The organism is Streptomyces sp. NPDC020884 (genome assembly GCF_044333935.1).
Classification (GTDB): domain Bacteria; phylum Actinomycetota; class Actinomycetes; order Streptomycetales; family Streptomycetaceae; genus Streptomyces.
The window spans coordinates 934,863-950,493 of record NZ_JBIRRY010000001.1; the positions used below are offsets into that span (position 1 = coordinate 934,863).

General features: G+C 73.0%; 13 protein-coding genes. 4 read left to right on the top strand and 9 right to left on the bottom strand.

The window, feature by feature from the left end:
• Positions 1-77: 77 nt before the first annotated feature.
• On the bottom strand, positions 78-1,217 hold the full coding sequence (locus tag ACH4UK_RS04375; RefSeq protein WP_398354459.1) for a carbohydrate kinase family protein: 1,140 nt from the start codon (positions 1,215-1,217) through the stop codon (positions 78-80).
• A gap of 356 nt (positions 1,218-1,573) precedes the next feature.
• Here ACH4UK_RS04375 and ACH4UK_RS04380 point away from each other — a divergent pair, with 356 nt between their 5' ends.
• Positions 1,574-2,950, top strand: coding sequence for an MFS transporter (locus tag ACH4UK_RS04380; protein ID WP_398354460.1), 1,377 nt, complete (start codon positions 1,574-1,576; stop codon positions 2,948-2,950).
• Here ACH4UK_RS04380 and ACH4UK_RS04385 read toward each other — a convergent pair.
• From ACH4UK_RS04385 to hrcA, 7 genes are all read right to left on the bottom strand, one after another.
• Positions 2,914-3,906 (bottom strand): adenosine deaminase, encoded by a 993-nt coding sequence (locus ACH4UK_RS04385; protein ID WP_398354461.1) that lies wholly within the window; start codon positions 3,904-3,906, stop codon positions 2,914-2,916. The two genes, ACH4UK_RS04380 and ACH4UK_RS04385, sit on opposite strands and share 37 nt — an antisense overlap.
• A gap of 57 nt (positions 3,907-3,963) precedes the next feature.
• Complete coding sequence (locus ACH4UK_RS04390) at positions 3,964-4,875, bottom strand: ribonuclease Z (RefSeq protein ID WP_398354462.1); 912 nt, start codon at positions 4,873-4,875, stop codon at positions 3,964-3,966.
• A gap of 30 nt (positions 4,876-4,905) precedes the next feature.
• Positions 4,906-5,265 (bottom strand): histidine triad nucleotide-binding protein, encoded by a 360-nt coding sequence (locus ACH4UK_RS04395; protein ID WP_398354463.1) that lies wholly within the window; start codon positions 5,263-5,265, stop codon positions 4,906-4,908.
• A 111-nt stretch (positions 5,266-5,376) separates the two neighbouring features.
• Positions 5,377-6,123 (bottom strand): 16S rRNA (uracil(1498)-N(3))-methyltransferase, encoded by a 747-nt coding sequence (locus ACH4UK_RS04400; protein WP_398354464.1) that lies wholly within the window; start codon positions 6,121-6,123, stop codon positions 5,377-5,379.
• The gene (locus ACH4UK_RS04405) at positions 6,120-7,193 is read right to left on the bottom strand and encodes a nitronate monooxygenase (RefSeq protein ID WP_398354465.1); all 1,074 of its coding nucleotides are present in this window, start codon (positions 7,191-7,193) and stop codon (positions 6,120-6,122) included. Before ACH4UK_RS04405 ends, ACH4UK_RS04400 begins: the two co-directional genes overlap by 4 nt.
• Positions 7,194-7,325: 132 nt before the next feature.
• Positions 7,326-8,465: a molecular chaperone DnaJ gene (gene dnaJ / locus ACH4UK_RS04410; protein WP_398354466.1), complete on the bottom strand. Its 1,140-nt coding sequence runs from the start codon at positions 8,463-8,465 to the stop codon at positions 7,326-7,328.
• A complete protein-coding gene (hrcA, locus tag ACH4UK_RS04415; protein ID WP_361868511.1) occupies positions 8,466-9,482 on the bottom strand; it encodes a heat-inducible transcriptional repressor HrcA in 1,017 nt (338 codons plus the stop codon).
• A 165-nt stretch (positions 9,483-9,647) separates the two neighbouring features.
• Here hrcA and ACH4UK_RS04420 point away from each other — a divergent pair, with 165 nt between their 5' ends.
• The 3 genes from ACH4UK_RS04420 (at position 9,648) to ACH4UK_RS04430 (ending at position 14,345) form a co-directional block, all read left to right on the top strand.
• Positions 9,648-10,379 (top strand): MBL fold metallo-hydrolase, encoded by a 732-nt coding sequence (locus tag ACH4UK_RS04420; protein WP_398354467.1) that lies wholly within the window; start codon positions 9,648-9,650, stop codon positions 10,377-10,379.
• A gap of 121 nt (positions 10,380-10,500) precedes the next feature.
• Positions 10,501-11,319 (top strand): DUF3097 domain-containing protein, encoded by an 819-nt coding sequence (locus tag ACH4UK_RS04425; RefSeq protein ID WP_398354468.1) that lies wholly within the window; start codon positions 10,501-10,503, stop codon positions 11,317-11,319.
• A gap of 149 nt (positions 11,320-11,468) precedes the next feature.
• Positions 11,469-14,345, top strand: coding sequence for an ABC transporter substrate-binding protein (locus tag ACH4UK_RS04430; RefSeq protein ID WP_398354469.1), 2,877 nt, complete (start codon positions 11,469-11,471; stop codon positions 14,343-14,345).
• A gap of 15 nt (positions 14,346-14,360) precedes the next feature.
• Here the strand turns inward: ACH4UK_RS04430 and hemW are convergent, their stop codons facing one another.
• Entirely contained in the window at positions 14,361-15,602 is a 1,242-nt protein-coding gene (hemW, locus tag ACH4UK_RS04435) for a radical SAM family heme chaperone HemW (protein ID WP_398354470.1), read from the bottom strand.
• Between the last annotated feature and the right edge of the window lie 29 nt (positions 15,603-15,631).

Sequence of the window (15,631 nt, forward strand, 5' to 3'; positions counted from 1 at the left end):
AGTGACAAGACCGAGAGGTTTTACCGGCCGTGTGTACGACCCGGGCCGCCACGGTGCACAGCCCGGCCGGCGTCCGGTCACTGGCGGAAGCCGATCGTGGGCACCGCGCGCCGCAGCGGCCAGGCGCGGGCCGTGGTCGGCAGCAGGTCGTGCAGGAAGGCGTAGCGCTCCAGGGCGGCCGGGTCCTGGCTGTCGCAGGTGCGGATCAGCTGCCACCAGGCGGCGACCTCGGCCCAGCCGGGGGCGGAGAGCGATCCGCCGAACTCCTGGACCGAGAGGGCCGCGGTGAGCCCGGCGAAGGCGAGCCGGTCGGCGAGCGGCCAGTCGGCGAGGGTGCCGGTCACGAAGCCGGCGACGAACACGTCCCCGGCGCCCGTCGGGTCGAGGGCCTCCACCTCGATGGCGGGGACCGCGGCGGCGGCGCCGGTGCGGCCGTCGACGGCGTACGCGCCCTCGGCGCCCAGGGTGACCACGGCGAGCGGGACGCGTTCGGCGAGCGCGTGGGCGGCGGCGCGCGGGCAGTCGGTGCGGGTGTAGCGCATCGCCTCCTCGGCGTTGGGCAGGAACGCCTCGCAGTGCGCCAGGTCGGGCAGCGCGTCCAGGTCCCAGCGGCCGGTCTCGTCCCAGCCGACGTCGGCGAAGATCAGCGCGCCGTTCCGGGCGGCGGTGGCCACCCAGGGCTCGCCCCGGCCCGGGGCGAGCGAGGCGATGGCGGCGCGGGCCCGCGGCGGGCAGTGCGGGAAGGCGGGGCCGGGCGCGGCGGCCCCGGTGGGCGCGGACGTACCGGTGGGTGCGGCGGCATCGGTGGGCGCGGGCGCCTCGTGGCCGTGCGAGACCATCGTGCGCTCGCCCTCGTACGCCATGGAGACGGTGACCGGGGAGTGCCAGCCGGGGACGGTGTGCGACATCGACAGGTCGATGCCCTCGCCCTGTTCGAGGGCGTCCCAGCAGTACTCCCCGTAGTGGTCGTCGCCGAAGGCGGCGGCGAGGGAGGTGCGCAGGCCGAGGCGGGCGAGGGCGGTGGCCATGTTGGCGACGCCGCCGGGGCTGGAGCCCATCCCCCGGGCCCAGGACTCGGTGCCGCGCACGGGGGCGCTGTCCAGCCCGGTGAAGACGATGTCGAGGAAGACCGGGCCCGTCAGGAAGACGTCACAGGCGGGGTCGCGGGGGGCGCGCAGCGCCAGCAGCGGGTCGATGCCCGGAGTGTCTGTGCTCACCGTGCGCTCCCGGGGGTCGTGCGGCGGATCTCGGCGGGATCCGGACCGTGTGAGATACGGCCAGTCTGCCCGATCCGTCCAGGGAACAGAGGCTCCGCGCCCGTGTGTTCGCCGTACGCCTGACCTGCATAAACATGCGCTAATACCCGGGGTTTCACTGCATAAACGCATAAGTGACCCAGATCACATCGGGGCAGCTTTCGGGGAGCCGGGGGCGCTTGATACAAATTGCCCCGCGAGCACCTTCGGGGACATTCTCCGACGAGAGCCGCATATCTCAGCATCTCGCTGTAAAACACCCCCGCTCCACCCCCTCCCCTCCCCCTGCCTGCTCAGGCATGTCTTCAGGAACGCCCATGTCCTCGCGCCCCGGTGCCGCGTGGCCCCTGGTTGCCGTGTTCACCGCCGGCTACCTCGCCTCCTATCTGCTTCCCACCGTCGTCGGCCGGCTCAGCGCCCATCTGGGCCTGAGTCCCGCCCAGGCGGGCCTGGTCGGGAGCGCCCTGCTGCTCAGTTCGGCCGGCGCCGGTTTCGCCCTGGCGGGCCGGGTCGAGCGGTACGGGGCCCGTACCCCCGCCCGCGTCGGACTGGCGCTGGCCGCCGTCGGTTACGGCTGCGCCGCGCTCGCCGGGTCCGTGCCGCTGGTGGTGCTCTGCGTGATGGTCGGCGGTCTCGGCTCGGGCACGGCGACGGCGGTCGCCGCGGCACAGATCGCCGCCCGGCGCGACCCGCACCGCACGTCCTCGCTCGGGCTGCTCACCGTGTCGGCCACGGCGGGCCTCCTCTACCTGACGATCCCTCACTTCGGCGGCGGCCACCGGCTTCCGTTCGCCGCGATCTCCCTGGTGGCCCTGCTCGTCTGGCCCGCGACCGCCCGGCTCGGCGGAGCGACGGCGGGGGCGGGGGCGGAGGAAGAGGAGACGACCTCACCGGTCACCGGCCGGCTCCCGCACCGCCGCTCCGGGCTCGTCCTGGCGGGCGGCATGCTCGTCTGGTCCATGGCGCAGAACGCGCTGTGGGGGGTGAGCAACCGCATCGGCGTGGTCCAGGCGGGGCTCTCGGAGGTCACCGTCGGCGCGGTGTTCGCCGCCGCGCTCGGCGCGGGGCTGCTCGGGCTGACGGGCGCCGGGCTGCTCGGCGCGCGGCTCGGCCGGGCGGTGCCGATCGGGCTGGGGACCGTGGTCATCGCGGCGAGCATCGTGCTCAGCTCCTCGGCCCGCGACCTCGGCTCCTTCGCGACCGGCGAGATCCTGTGGAACACCGTCTACCCGGTGGTCCTCTCCTACCTGATCGGGCTGGCCGCCTCCCTGGACGCACGGGGACGCTGGGCGGTGCTGGCGGGCTCGGCCTCCTCCGTCGGGGTGGCCTGCGGTCCGCTGCTGGGCAGTCTGCTCTCCGAGGAGGCCGGCTATCCGGCGATGGGGCTGATCCTGGGCGCGGCCACCCTGCTGGTCGCCGCCCCGGTGACCGCCGTGGCCCTGCACACCGGCGGCCGTCCGCTGGTGCCCGGTTCGGTGCGCCGCCGCGGTGGCGCCCCGGCCGCCCTGCTGGCCGCCACCACCGGCAGCCTGCCCGGCGCGGTGCCGAAGCTCGGTGCGCCGGAGCAGGCCGTCACGGAGCTGCGCGTCCCGGCCCTGCGGCGCGGGCGGCTGGTGCGCAGCGCGATCCGGACGGCCGGTCCGGACAGCGGTTCCGGTCAGTCGAACGCGTACGCCTCGACCTCGGACAGATAGCGCGCCCGGCGCTCCTCGTCGTGGTCGAGGAAGGCAGCCTCGAAGGAGTTGCGGGCCAGGGTGCGCAGCTGTTCCCGGTCCAGGGCGAGCGCGTCTTGGACGGCGTCGAAGTTGTCCCCGGCGTACCCGCCGAAGTAGGCGGGGTCGTCGGAGTTCACCGTGCAGAGGAGTCCGGCGGCCATCATCTGCGGCAGCGGGTGGTCCTTCAGCGTGTCGACCGTCCGCAGCCGGACGTTGGACAGCGGGCAGAGGGTGAGCGGCACCCGGTCGGCGGCCAGCCGCCGCACCAGCTCCGGGTCCTCCAGGCAGCGCAGTCCGTGGTCGATGCGCTCGACGCCGAGGACGTCCAGGGCTTCCCTGATGTACTCCGGGGGCCCCTCCTCCCCCGCGTGGGCCACCTTGCGCAGGCCGAGGGCGGTGGCCGCCTCGTACACCGCGCGGAACTTGGCGGGCGGGTGACCGACCTCGGCGGAGTCCAGGCCGATCGCGCTGATCCGGTGCAGATACGGCTTCGCGGCGTCCAGGGTGCCGAGGGCCGACTCGGCGGAGAGGTCGCGCAGGAAGCACATGATCAGCTGGGTGGAGACGCCGTGCGTCTCCTCGCTGTGCTCCAGCGCCCGGCCGAGCCCTTCGATGACGGTGCCGATCGGGACGCCCCGGGCGGTGTGGGCCTGCGGGTCGAAGAAGATCTCGGCGTGCCGGACGCCCTGGGCGGCGGCGCGGGCGAGGTAGGCGTCGGCGAGTTCGGCGAAGTCCTCCTCGGTGCGCAGGACGGCCATCAGCGCGTAGTACAGGTCCAGGAAGGACTGGAGGTCCTCGAACTCGTAGGCGGCGCGCAGTTCTTCGGTGGTGGCGTACGGCAGGGCCACCCCGTTGCGTGCCGCGAGGGCGAAGGCCTGCTCGGGTTCGAGGGTGCCTTCGATGTGCAGGTGGAGCTCTGCCTTGGGGAGGTGCACGGTGTCTCGCAGACGGTGGTGCCGATGGGGGGCGCGGAGGGAGAGGAGGGAGAGGGGTCAGTGGTGCCGGGTGGGGAGGGGGACCCGGATCAGGTCCTGTGCGACCGTCAGTTCGCCGTCGAACCCGGCGGCGCGGGCCTGGGTCTCGAAGAGCTCGGGGTCGTTGTAGCGCTGGGAGAAGTGGGTCAGCACGAGGTGGCGCACGCCCGACTCCTGGGCCACCCGGGCGGCCTGTCCGGCGGTCAGGTGACCGTGGTCGACGGCCAGCTTCTCGTCCTCGTCGAGGAAGGTCGACTCGATGACGAGCATGTCGCACGCCTCGGCGAGCGCGTACACCCCGTCGCAGAGCCGGGTGTCCATGACGAACGCGAACCGCTGCCCGCGCCGGTGCTCGGAGACCTGCTCCAGCGTGACGCCGTCGAGGACGCCCGCGCGCTGGAGGCGGCCGACGTCCGGTCCGGCGATGCCGTGCTCCTTCAGGAGGGCGGGCAGCATGCGCCGGGTGTCGGGCTCGGTGAGGCGGTAGCCGTACGACTCGACGGGGTGCGAGAGCTTCGCGCTGTCCAGGGTGTACGAGGGCGTGGCGGCGAGGACTCCGCCGGTTCCGGCGGCCGGGACGCAGGTCAGCTCGACGCTCTCGCGGTAGGCGGTGGCGTACCGCAGCCGGTCGAAGAAGTGCTGCCCGCTCGCCGGGTAGTGGGCGGTGACCGGGTGCGGCACCTGGTCGAGGTTGATCCGCTGGATCACGCCGGCGAGCCCGAGGGAGTGGTCACCGTGGAAGTGGGTGACGCAGATCCGGTCGATGTCGTGCGCGGCGACCCCGGCCCGCAGCATCTGGCGCTGGGTGCCCTCGCCGGGATCGAAGAGGAGTCCCTCGCCGTCCCAGCGCAGCAGATAGCCGTTGTGGTTGCGGTGCCGGGTGGGGACCTGGCTGGCGGTGCCGAGCACCACCAGCTCGCGTACGGACATGGGGAGACGCTCCTACTGTGCGGAAAGGGGCTAGCCGGGGGGCCACTGGAGGCCGCGGCCTCCCAGGACGTGGGCGTGCGCGTGGAAGACGGTCTGGCCCGCGCCGGAGCCGGTGTTGAGGATGATCCGGTACCCGCTGCCGTCGACCTTCTCCTCGGCGGCGACCTCTCCGGCCTCGCGCAGGACGTCCGCGGCGATCCGCGGTTCGGCGGCGGCGAGGGAGGCGGCGTCCGGGTAGTGGACCTTCGGGATGACCAGGACGTGGGTCGGGGCCTGCGGGTTGATGTCGCGGAAGGCGACGGTGGTCTCGCTCTCGCGGACGATGGTCGCCGGGATGTCTCCCGAGACGATCTTGCAGAACAGGCAGTCGGACTGCGGCTCTCCCGCCATGGCCGGGCCTCCTCGTCGCTGGTGGTCGGTTCGCTTCCCCGGGGAACGGGACTTCGCCGAAGATCGGTACGCGTTACAGGGGCATGCTAACGCCGGTCCGGCGGGCCCCGGTCACCCCCAGCGGCCGGTGCGTCCCAGCAGCAGGGCGGTCGCGGCCGTCCCGGCGGTGGAGGTGCGCAGCACGCTGCGGCCCAGCCGGTAGGGGCGGGCGCCCGCCTCGGCGAAGACGGCCAGTTCCTGCGGGGAGACGCCGCCCTCGGGGCCGACGACGAGCACGATCGAGCCGGTGGCGGGGAGTTCGGCGGTGGCGAGGGGGGTGCTGTCGTGGTCGCGGTCCTCGTGCAGGACGCCGGCGAGGTCCGCCCCCGCGAGCAGGGCGGCGACCTGCTTGGTCGTCATGGCCCCGGCCACCTCCGGAAAGCGCACCCGGCGGGACTGCTTGCCCGCTTCCCGGGCCGTGGCGCGCCATTTCGCCAGGGCCTTCGCGCCCCGGTCGCCCTTCCACTGGGTGATGCAGCGGGCCGCCTGCCAGGGCACGATCGCGTCGACGCCGGTCTCGGTCATCGTCTCCACGGCCAGCTCGCCCCGGTCGCCCTTGGGGAGCGCCTGGACGACGGTGATCCGGGGTTCGGGCACGGGCTCCTCCTGGGCGGCGGCGCCGAGGGCGACCGTGAGGCGGTCCTTGCCCTCGGCGGCCCGTACGACGCCCTGCGCCCAGTGGCCGAGCCCGTCGGTGAGCACGACCTCCTCGCCGGGCTGGAGCCGCTTCACCGAGACGGCGTGCCGCCCCTCGGGTCCCTCCAGGACGAACTCCGGCCCGGTGGGCATCCGTTCGACGACGAAGACCGGTGCGGTCACCGGGGGCTCCTCATGCTCAGGGCCGCCCTGGCGGCCTCCAGTTCGGCGGCGAGCAGCTCGATCAGCTCGCCGGCGGGCAGTTCGCGGGCCATCCGGTGGCCCTGCCCGGCCCACAGGGCCATGCCCTGGGCGTCCCCGGCCTTGGCGGCGGCCTGGCGCAGCCCGCTGGTGACGTAGTGGACCTGGGGGTAGGCGGCGGGGGCGTACGGGCCGTGTTCGCGGACGAAGCGGTTGACCAGGCCGCGGGCGGGCCGCCCGGAGAAGGCGCGGGTCAGCTCGGTGCGGACGAACAGCGGGTTGGTCAGGGCCTGCTTGTGCAGCAGGTGCGCCCCGGACTCGGGGCAGATAAGGAAGGCGGTGCCGAGCTGGGCGGCGTCGGCGCCCGCGGCGAGGACGGCGGCGATCTGCGAGCCGCGCATCAGGCCGCCGGTGGCGACGATCGGGATCTGCACGGTCTCGCGGACCTGGGCGACGAGGGAGAGCAGCCCGGTGCCGGCGTGGTCGACCTGCGGGTCGTCGCGGTGGGTGGACTGGTGACCGCCCGCCTCGAAGCCCTGGACGCAGACGGTGTCGGCGCCCGCCCACTGGGCGCTCTGGGCCTCCTCGGCCGAGGTGACCGTCACGATGGTGTGCGTTCCGGCCTTGGCGAAGGCGTCCAGCGTGTCGCGGGTGGGGCAGCCGAAGGTGAAGGAGACCACCGGTACGGGGTCCTCCAGCAGGATCGCGACCTTCGCCTCGTAGCCGTCGTCGCCGCTGCTGTCGGGGTCGCCGAGCGGAGTCTCGTACCAGGAGGCCTCACCGGCGAGCTGGTGGCGGTAGACCTCGACGGCGCTGGGGTCGGCGAGCGTGGGCTGCGGCATGAAGAGGTTGACGCCGAACGGCCCGCCGGTGAGCCGGCGCAGCTGTTTGATCTCGTTGTACATCCCGTCCGCCGTTTTGTACCCGGCGGCCAGGAATCCGAGCCCGCCGGCCCCGGCGACGGCCCCGGCGAGCTGGGGTCCGGACGCGCCGCCCGCCATCGGGGCCTGCACGATCGGATACCGGCAGAGATCGGTCAACTCGGAGGACATGACCGCATCGTGCCACGTCCCGTGCACGGGGCCGAATCAGCCAGCCGACGGCCTGACCGGTTCTCCCGCCGTACGACGCACCGCCCGCCGGTAGGGAACCGGCGGGCGGTGCGGTGAAAGGCCTAAAGCGGTTCAGCGGCCGTTGAAGGCGTCCTTCAGACGGGAGAAGAGCCCCTGCTGACCTGGCTGAAACTGGCCCAGGGGCCGCTCCTCGCCGCGCAGCTTGGAGAACTCCCGAAGGAGCCGTTCCTGTTCCGCGTCGAGCTTGGAGGGGGTCGTCACCTCGACGTGGACGATCAGGTCGCCCCGGCCGCCACCGCGCAGATGCGTGATCCCGCGGCCGTGCAGGGGCACGGACTGGCCGGACTGGGTGCCGGGCCGGATGTCGATCTCCTCCAGGCCGTCCAGCGTCTCCAGCGGACACTTGGTGCCGAGGGCCGCGGCGGTCATCGGGATGGTGACCGTGCAGTGCAGGTCGTCGCCGCGCCGCTGGAAGACGGCGTGCGGCAGCTCGTGGATCTCGACGTACAGGTCGCCGGGCGGGCCGCCGCCGGGGCCGACCTCGCCCTCGCCGGCGAGCTGGATGCGGGTGCCGTTGTCGACGCCCGCGGGGATCTTCACGGTCAGGGTGCGCCGCGAGCGGATGCGGCCGTCACCGGCGCACTCCGGGCACGGGGTGGGCACGACCGTGCCGAAGCCCTGGCACTGCGGGCAGGGGCGCGAGGTCATGACCTGGCCCAGGAAGGACCGGGTGACCTGCGAGACCTCGCCGCGGCCGCGGCACATGTCACAGGTCTGGGCGGAGGTGCCGGGGGCCGCGCCCTCGCCGCTGCAGGTGGTGCAGACGACCGCCGTGTCGACCTGGATGTCCTTGGTGGTGCCGAAGGCCGCCTCGTTGAGGTCGATCTCCAGCCTGATCATGGCGTCCTGGCCCCGCCGGGTCCGCGAACGGGGCCCGCGCTGCGCGGCGTTGCCGAAGAACGCGTCCATGATGTCGGAGAAGTTGCCGAAGCCGCCGGCTCCGAAACCGCCCGCGCCACCGCCTCCGCCGCCGGCCGAGAGCGGGTCGCCGCCGAGGTCGTAGACCTGCTTCTTCTGCGGGTCCGAGAGCACCTCGTAAGCGGCGTTGATCTCCTTGAACCGCTCCTGGGTCTTCGGATCGGGGTTGACATCCGGGTGCAGCTCGCGGGCGAGCCGACGGAATGCCTTCTTGATCTCGTCCTGAGATGCGTCGCGGCGCACGCCGAGTACGGCGTAGTAGTCCGTGGCCACTTACGACTCCGCCAGGATCTGTCCGACGTAACGTGCCACTGCGCGTACCGCTCCCATCGTTCCGGGGTAGTCCATGCGGGTCGGTCCGACCACGCCGAGTTTGGCGACTGCCTCGTCGCCCGAACCGTAGCCGACCGCGACGACGGACGTGGAGTTGAGTCCCTCGTGGGCGTTCTCGTGCCCGATTCGTACGGTCATGCCGGAGTCCGTTGCCTCACCGAGCAGCTTCAGCAGGACGACCTGTTCCTCCAGTGCTTCCAGCACCGGCCGGATCATCACCGGGAAGTCGTGTCCGAAGCGGGTGAGGTTGGAGGTGCCGCCGATCATCAGCCGCTCCTCCGTCTCCTCGACCAGTGTTTCGAGGAGGGTGGAAAGAACCGTGGAAACCGTTCCCCGGTCCTCGCTGTCGAAGGATTCCGGCAGCTCCTGCACCAGCTGCGGGACATCCGCGAAGCGGCGTCCGACGACCCGGCTGTTGAGCCGGGCCCGCAGATCCGCGAGCGATGCCTCGCCGAACGGCGCAGGACAGTCGATCATACGCTGTTCGACCCGGCCGGTGTCCGTGATGAGGACGAGCATCAGCCGGGCGGGGGCGAGCGCCAGCAGCTCCACGTGCCGCACCGTCGAGCGGGTCAGCGAGGGGTACTGGACGACGGCGACCTGCCGGGTCAGCTGCGCGAGCAGCCGAACCGTCCGGCCGACCACGTCGTCGAGGTCGACCGCGCCGTCGAGGAAGTTCTGGATGGCCCGGCGCTCGGGCGAGGACAGCGGCTTGACGCCCGCGAGTCTGTCGACGAAGAGGCGGTACCCCTTGTCGGTGGGGATGCGCCCCGCGCTCGTGTGCGGCTGGGCGATGAAGCCCTCGTCCTCCAGCACCGCCATGTCGTTGCGGACGGTGGCCGGGGACACCCCGAGCCGGTGCCGCTCGGTCAGCGCCTTGGAGCCGACGGGCTCCTCGGTGCCGACATAGTCCTGGACGATGGCGCGCAGCACTTCGAGTCTGCGTTCGCTGAGCATCGCGCACACCTCCAGCTGTGTCTCTCCGGTGTCTGTCTGGCACTCGGTGCGTTCGAGTGCCAGCAATCCCCGCGGTCAGTGTACGGGGGTGAGGTGGGGCCGGGGCAAGGGCGACCGGCCACGCTCCCACGAGACTGCGCAGGTCGTTGCCGATAGCGTCCTGGTATGGACGTCGCTTGGGAAGACTTCGGCTGGGAGCGGTTGGGCAACGGTATCGGCAGGCGGCGGCTCCCCGGCTGGGACGCCACCGCCGGGCTGGTCGCCGGGCCGGACGGCGTATTGCTGTACGACACCGGCGCCACGCTGCGCGAGGGCGTCGAGCTGCGGCGGCAGGCCGAGGCGCTGCTCGGGCGGAGGGTGACGCATATCGCACTGAGCCACCCGCACTTCGATCATGTGCTGGGCACCGCCGCGTTCGCCGGGGCCCAGGTGTACGGGGCGGTGGGCGTCGGCGCCCTGATGCGGGACGAGGCGGAGGGGCTGTGCGCCTCGTCGGTGCACCAGGGGATCCCGGAGGACGAGGCGGCCCGGTCGGTGGACACGCTGGTGGTCCCGCACCACGAGGTGTGCGGCGACTGGACGCTCGATCTGGGCGGCGGCCGTGAGGTGCTGCTGGTGAACGTGGGCCCGGGGCACAGCGGCCATGACCTCGTGGCGCTGGTGCCGGGCGCGGACGGCGGGCCTCCGGTGGTGTTCTGCGGCGACCTGGTCGAGGAGTCGGGCGAGCCGCAGGCGGGCCCGGACGCGATCACCTCGCGCTGGCCGGCCGCGCTGGAGCGGCTGCTGGCCCTGGGCGGCGAGGACGCGCTGTACGTGCCGGGGCACGGGGCGGTGGTGGACGCGGCGTTCGTCCGGGCGCAGCGGGCGTCGCTGGCGGAGCGGTTCGCGGTGGCGTGAGCCACTGGGGGCCGGAGGGGGCGCGAGGGAGGCGCGGAGGGGTACGGGGACCGGGCCGGTCACCGCGTGTCGCGGGCGGGGCGCGAATGGCCGTACGGGCGGCGCGAATTATCGTCGTGCCATGCGCAGCTACCAGCCGGACCTGACCCCGCCGTGGAAGAGGTCCGCCCCCGTGCCCGAGGTGCCCGCCGAGCCCGACCTGGTCGTGGAGGAGGTCTCCACCGGCTTCTGCGGGGCGGTGATCCGCTGCGAGAAGACGGCCCAGGGGCCCACGGTGACCCTGGAGGACCGCTTCGGCAAGCACCGGGTGTTCCCGATGGAGCCGCGCGGCTTCCTGCTGGAGGGCAAGGCCGTCACGCTGGTCCGCCCGGGGCCCGGCGGCCCGGTGCGCCCCACCCGTACGGCCTCCGGTTCGGTGGCGGTGCCCGGGGCGCGGGCCCGGGTGGCGCGGGCCGGGCGGATCTATGTGGAGGGCCGGCACGACGCCGAGCTGGTGGAGCGGGTGTGGGGCGACGACCTGCGCATCGAGGGCGTGGTCGTGGAGTACCTGGAGGGCGTGGACGACCTTCCGGCGATCGTCGGGGAGTTCGCGCCGGGGCCGGACGCCCGGCTGGGGGTGCTGGTGGACCATCTGGTGCCCGGCTCCAAGGAGTCCCGGATCGCCGAGCGGGTGACGGGCGCGCATGTGCTGGTGGTGGGGCACCCGTACATCGACGTGTGGGAGGCGGTGAAGCCGTCCTCGGTGGGGATCGAGGCCTGGCCGGTGGTGCCGAGGGGGCAGGACTGGAAGACGGGCGTGTGCCGGGCGCTGGGGTGGCCGGAGAACACCGGGGCGGCCTGGCAGCACATCCTGTCCAAGGTCCGCAGCTACAAGGACCTCGAACCCCAACTGCTGGGCCGGGTGGAGGAATTGATTGACTTCGTCACCCTTCCGGACTGATGTCCGGGGCCTGACGCCGACCCGTTGAAGAGGATCACGTACCGATCCCTGTGAATGCCTGCGTCCCCCACGCACCATCGGTTAGTGAGAGGGAAGAACGGGCAGGCGGTTCACGGGCCGAAGGGCTCACGGGGGAAGGGGACGGGTCGATGGTGCGCGAGGTCTGGCGGGACAGTGCGGACAACGAGGCGGCCTCGGCCGTCTTCCACCTGATGCAGCAGCTGATCGACCGGTACCGGGTCAACCGGCCGGTGATGCCCCTCGTGGTGGCCCAGGCGGCGGACGCCGGGGCCGGCCCGGAGATCGACGCCCGGGTGGAGCGGGTCGTCCACCAGGTGCACAGCGCCAACGAGTTACGACGGGTGCCGGTGCGGCTGCTGGACGGCGAGGGGCCCACCCCCTACGAGGCGGCGCTCGACATGGTGCGCACGCTCTCCGAGAAGCCGTGGGAGACCCGCGAGAACACCCAGTACAAGAACTTCGCCTTTCCCCGTTCCCGACTGCTCGGGGCGATCGAGCAGGCCACCGCGACGGTGGTCGAGCAGTCCGACGGGAACCCCTCCGAGGTGCGCGGGGAAAGGATTCTGGAACAGCTGAGCCGGCTGCGCTGGCGGGCCGGCCGGCCGCGCCGGGGCACCTGGTGGAACTCGCTGCGGGAGTCGGTGCGGCCCGAGACGTTCGTCGGCGCGCTCTTCATCGCCCTGCTCAGCGTGCTGCTCGGGGAGATCGACTGGCTGCTGACCGCCCTGGTGGCGGCCGTCGCGCTGATCGGGCTGGCCGTGGTGGGCCTGGCGAGCCGGGCCGCGCCGCCGCTGCTGTGGCTGCGCCGGGCCAGCCGGTGGTTCGCCACCACCTCGTCCCTGGCCGCGTCCAGCACGGGCTATCCGTCGGACGGCTGGTCGTGGGTCTCGCCGAGCGGTTCGTGGCGGGTGATCCGGGCGCGGGCGGCGGCGGTCGCGGAGCGGGTGGCGGACGCGGGGGCGGGCGACGAGCACGCGCGCCAGTTCCATCTGGAGCTGCGGGTGCAGGCGCTGCTGGAGGACCTGCGGCACAACTACCGCCCGCACTCGCTGGACTGGCGGCGCAGCAAGCGCACGGTCCCGCCGGTGGTGTTCCTGCCCCGGGCCACCCAGGACAACGGCGGCATCCTGCTGATCAACGCGATCAACAACGTACGGTCGCGGCGCAGCGAGGTGGACCCGCTGCTGCTGCTCGCCTCGCTGCCGGCCCCCGAGATCATGCGGCACACCCCGCCGCTGCCCCCGGAGCGGCCGGGTCCCGGGGCACCGGCCGGCTCCTCCGGGGCCCGCGCCCGCTACAAGCGCTGGGTCGACGATCTGAGTCTGGGCCAGTCGCCGGTGGCGGCGGCGACCCTGGCGTGGGTGCTCCTGCTGCCGCTGTCCACCGAGAAGCTGACCCATGAACACGCGCACGCGCAGCTCGTCACCCACCGGGTGCGGCGCACCTGGGCGTGGTGGGCGATGTCACGGGCGAGCATCGCGGTGGTCGTCGTGGGCAGTCTGCTGGGGGCGTTCCTGTGGGCCGGGCACTGGCGCGAGACGTACTGCCACGGGCCGCTGACCGACCGCAACACGGACGCGATCTGGGAGGGGCAGGACGGCGACCGGGAGTGCGTCGGGGTGGCGACCGCGCCCGAGGTGCTCTTCGCGCAGGGCAACGACCTGGAGCTGAACGGGGCCGGGAAGGGCATCACCTTCGAGCGGATCGAGCAGGAGATCCGCGAGGAGAACGCCGACATCGAGGCGGGCGACGCGTACGTGACGGTCGTGTACGCCGGTCCGCTCACCGCCACCGGCAAGGACCGGGAGGCGACCCGCAAGGGCCTGGAGGAGCTGACCGGCGTCTACCTCCAGCAGCGGGCGGTGAACAAGACCGTGCGCCGGTCGGTGAAGCTGCGGGTGCTGACCGCCAACGGCGGCGAGGACATGCTCCGGCAGCTCACCGCCGTCAGGAAGATCATCGAGGTGGCCCGGCGGGACCCGACGGTGGTCGGCGTGGTCGGCCTCGGCCGCAATACCAACGAGAGCGACTACGCGACGAAGCTGCTGCGCGAGGCCGGGCTGCCGCTGGTGAACACGACGAACTCCAGCAGCGACATGCCCCGCGAGCACCCCAACTACTTCGGCCTCGCGGCGACGGACGAGGAGCAGACGTACGCGCTCGGGCTGATCGCCCGGCAGATCGCGAAGGGCCTGGACCGCCCGCAGGCGATCGTGCTCTCGCGCCGGGACGACAACGGCGACCTGGACCGGTACACCGCCGAGCAGCGGGCGGCGGGCAAGGAGATGCTGGAGAAGTCGGGCTTCGCGCTGGACAAGGACGTGATGTACGACCTCGTCGGCGGGGCGAGCCTGAACGCCCCGCTGACCACCATCTGCCGGGCCGAGCGGGTTCCCGACGCGCTGTACTTCGCCGGGCGGGTCGAGGACGTGCCGACGCTGATGCGGGGCCTGTCGGAGACCACCGGGTGCTCGGACCGGCGGATGACGGTGTTCACCGGGGACGATCTGACGAAGGGCACGTTCGACGACAGCACGTCCATCGCGACGAACGTCACGCTCTACCACAGCTCGCTCGCGCCGCTGGACCGGGGAAAGAACCTCGGCTTCTACGGGGACGCGTACCGCACGCTGCGGGCGCTGCACCCCAAGGGGGAGGTCACCACGCTCGCCTCGGGGCGTCCGGCGTACGAGGACGAGCTGTTCGCCAGCGGGCAGACCGTCATCTCCTACAGCGCGACGGCCGCCCTGTACGACGCCGCGGCGCGGGGCGACAAGCGCCGGAGCGCGGCGGAGACCTGGGCGACGCTGCACACGGTGGACCTCAACAGCATGCCCACGGGGACGATCTCGTTCAGCCGGGAGCGGTCCTCGGTCTCGGACAATGTGCACGGCCTCAACATCGTCAAGGTGGTCCGGCCGGGGCCGAGCGCCGAGCGGACCCTGGTGTGCGGCAAGCCGGCCGGGGTCACGCCCCCGCTGACCGCGAAGGACTGCAAGCCGTGAGCTCGCCCGCCGGGGTCAGTCGACCAGGTCGCGGACGACCGCGTCGGCCAGGAGCCGGCCGCGCAGGGTGAGGACCGCGCGGCCCTTCCCGTACGGCTCCGGGTCCAGCAGCCCGTCGGCCAGGGCGCGGCGGGAGGCGGTGAGGCCGTCGGGCTTGAGGAGCGAGAGCGGGCAGCCCTCGCGCAGCCGCAGCTCCAGCAGGATCCGCTCGACCCGGCGGTCCTCCTCGGCGAGGATCTCGCGGCCCGCGCCGGGCGAGCGGCCCTCGGAGAGCGCCTGGGCGTACGCGCCGGGGTGCTTCACGTTCCACCAGCGGACCCCGCCGACGTGGCTGTGGGCGCCGGGACCGGCGCCCCACCAGTCGGCGCCGCGCCAGTACAGCTCGTTGTGGAGGCAGCGGCCGGCCTCGGTGGTGGCCCAGTTGGAGACCTCGTACCAGTCGAAGCCGGCGGCGGCGAAGGCCTCGTCCGCGATGAGATAGCGGTCGGCGTGCGCGTCGTCGTCGGTCATCGGGATCTCGCCGCGCCGGATGCGGCGGGCGAGCTGGGTGCCCTCCTCGACGATCAGGGCGTACGCGGAGACGTGGTCGGGGCCCGCGCCGATCGCGGCGTCCAGGGTGGCCCGCCAGTCGTCGTCGGACTCGCCGGGGGTGCCGTAGATCAGGTCGAGGTTGACGTGGTCGAAGCCCGCCGCGCGCGCCTCGGCGACACAGGCCTCGGGACGGCCGGGGGTGTGTGTGCGGTCCAGGATCTTCAGGACGTGCTGCTTGGCGCTCTGCATGCCGAAGGAGACCCGGTTGAAGCCGCCCTCGCGCAGGGCGGCGAGATAGGCCGGGTCGACGGACTCCGGATTGGCCTCGGTGGTGATCTCCGCGTCCTCCGCGAGCCCGAACTCCTCCCGGATCGACGCCAGCATGCGCACCAGGTCGGCGGCGGGCAGCAGGGTGGGCGTGCCGCCGCCGACGAAGACCGTGCGGACCGGGCGCGGGTCGTCGCCGAGGACCTTGCGGGCCTGGCGGACCTCCTCGATGAGGTGGGCGGCGTAGTTGTCGCGGGAGGCCAGCGCCCCGCCGGAGCCGCGCAGCTCGGTGGCGGTGTAGGTGTTGAAGTCGCAGTAGCCGCAGCGCGTGGCGCAGTACGGGACGTGCAGGTAGAAGCCGAGCGGGCGGTCGGCTGCGCCTTCCAGGGCGTGGCGGGGCAGCGCCCCGTCGTCGGGCACGGGCTCACCATCGGGCAGTACGGAAGGCATAGCGTCCATTGTCGCTCGCCGCGGAAGCGGTTGCGTCC

Excerpts from the sequence above, each read along its gene's own strand:
- ACH4UK_RS04380 (WP_398354460.1), top strand. The coding sequence starts at position 1,574 with ATGTCCTCGCGCCCCGGTGCCGCGTGGCCCCTGGTTGCCGTGTTCACC.
- ACH4UK_RS04390 (WP_398354462.1), bottom strand. The coding sequence starts at position 4,875 with ATGTCCGTACGCGAGCTGGTGGTGCTCGGCACCGCCAGCCAGGTCCCC.
- ACH4UK_RS04395 (WP_398354463.1), bottom strand. The coding sequence starts at position 5,265 with ATGGCGGGAGAGCCGCAGTCCGACTGCCTGTTCTGCAAGATCGTCTCG.
- ACH4UK_RS04405 (WP_398354465.1), bottom strand. The coding sequence starts at position 7,193 with ATGTCCTCCGAGTTGACCGATCTCTGCCGGTATCCGATCGTGCAGGCC.
- hrcA (WP_361868511.1), bottom strand. The coding sequence starts at position 9,482 with ATGCTCAGCGAACGCAGACTCGAAGTGCTGCGCGCCATCGTCCAGGAC.
- ACH4UK_RS04420 (WP_398354467.1), top strand. The coding sequence starts at position 9,648 with ATGGACGTCGCTTGGGAAGACTTCGGCTGGGAGCGGTTGGGCAACGGT.
- ACH4UK_RS04425 (WP_398354468.1), top strand. The coding sequence starts at position 10,501 with ATGCGCAGCTACCAGCCGGACCTGACCCCGCCGTGGAAGAGGTCCGCC.
- ACH4UK_RS04430 (WP_398354469.1), top strand. The coding sequence starts at position 11,469 with ATGGTGCGCGAGGTCTGGCGGGACAGTGCGGACAACGAGGCGGCCTCG.
- hemW (WP_398354470.1), bottom strand. The coding sequence starts at position 15,602 with ATGGACGCTATGCCTTCCGTACTGCCCGATGGTGAGCCCGTGCCCGAC.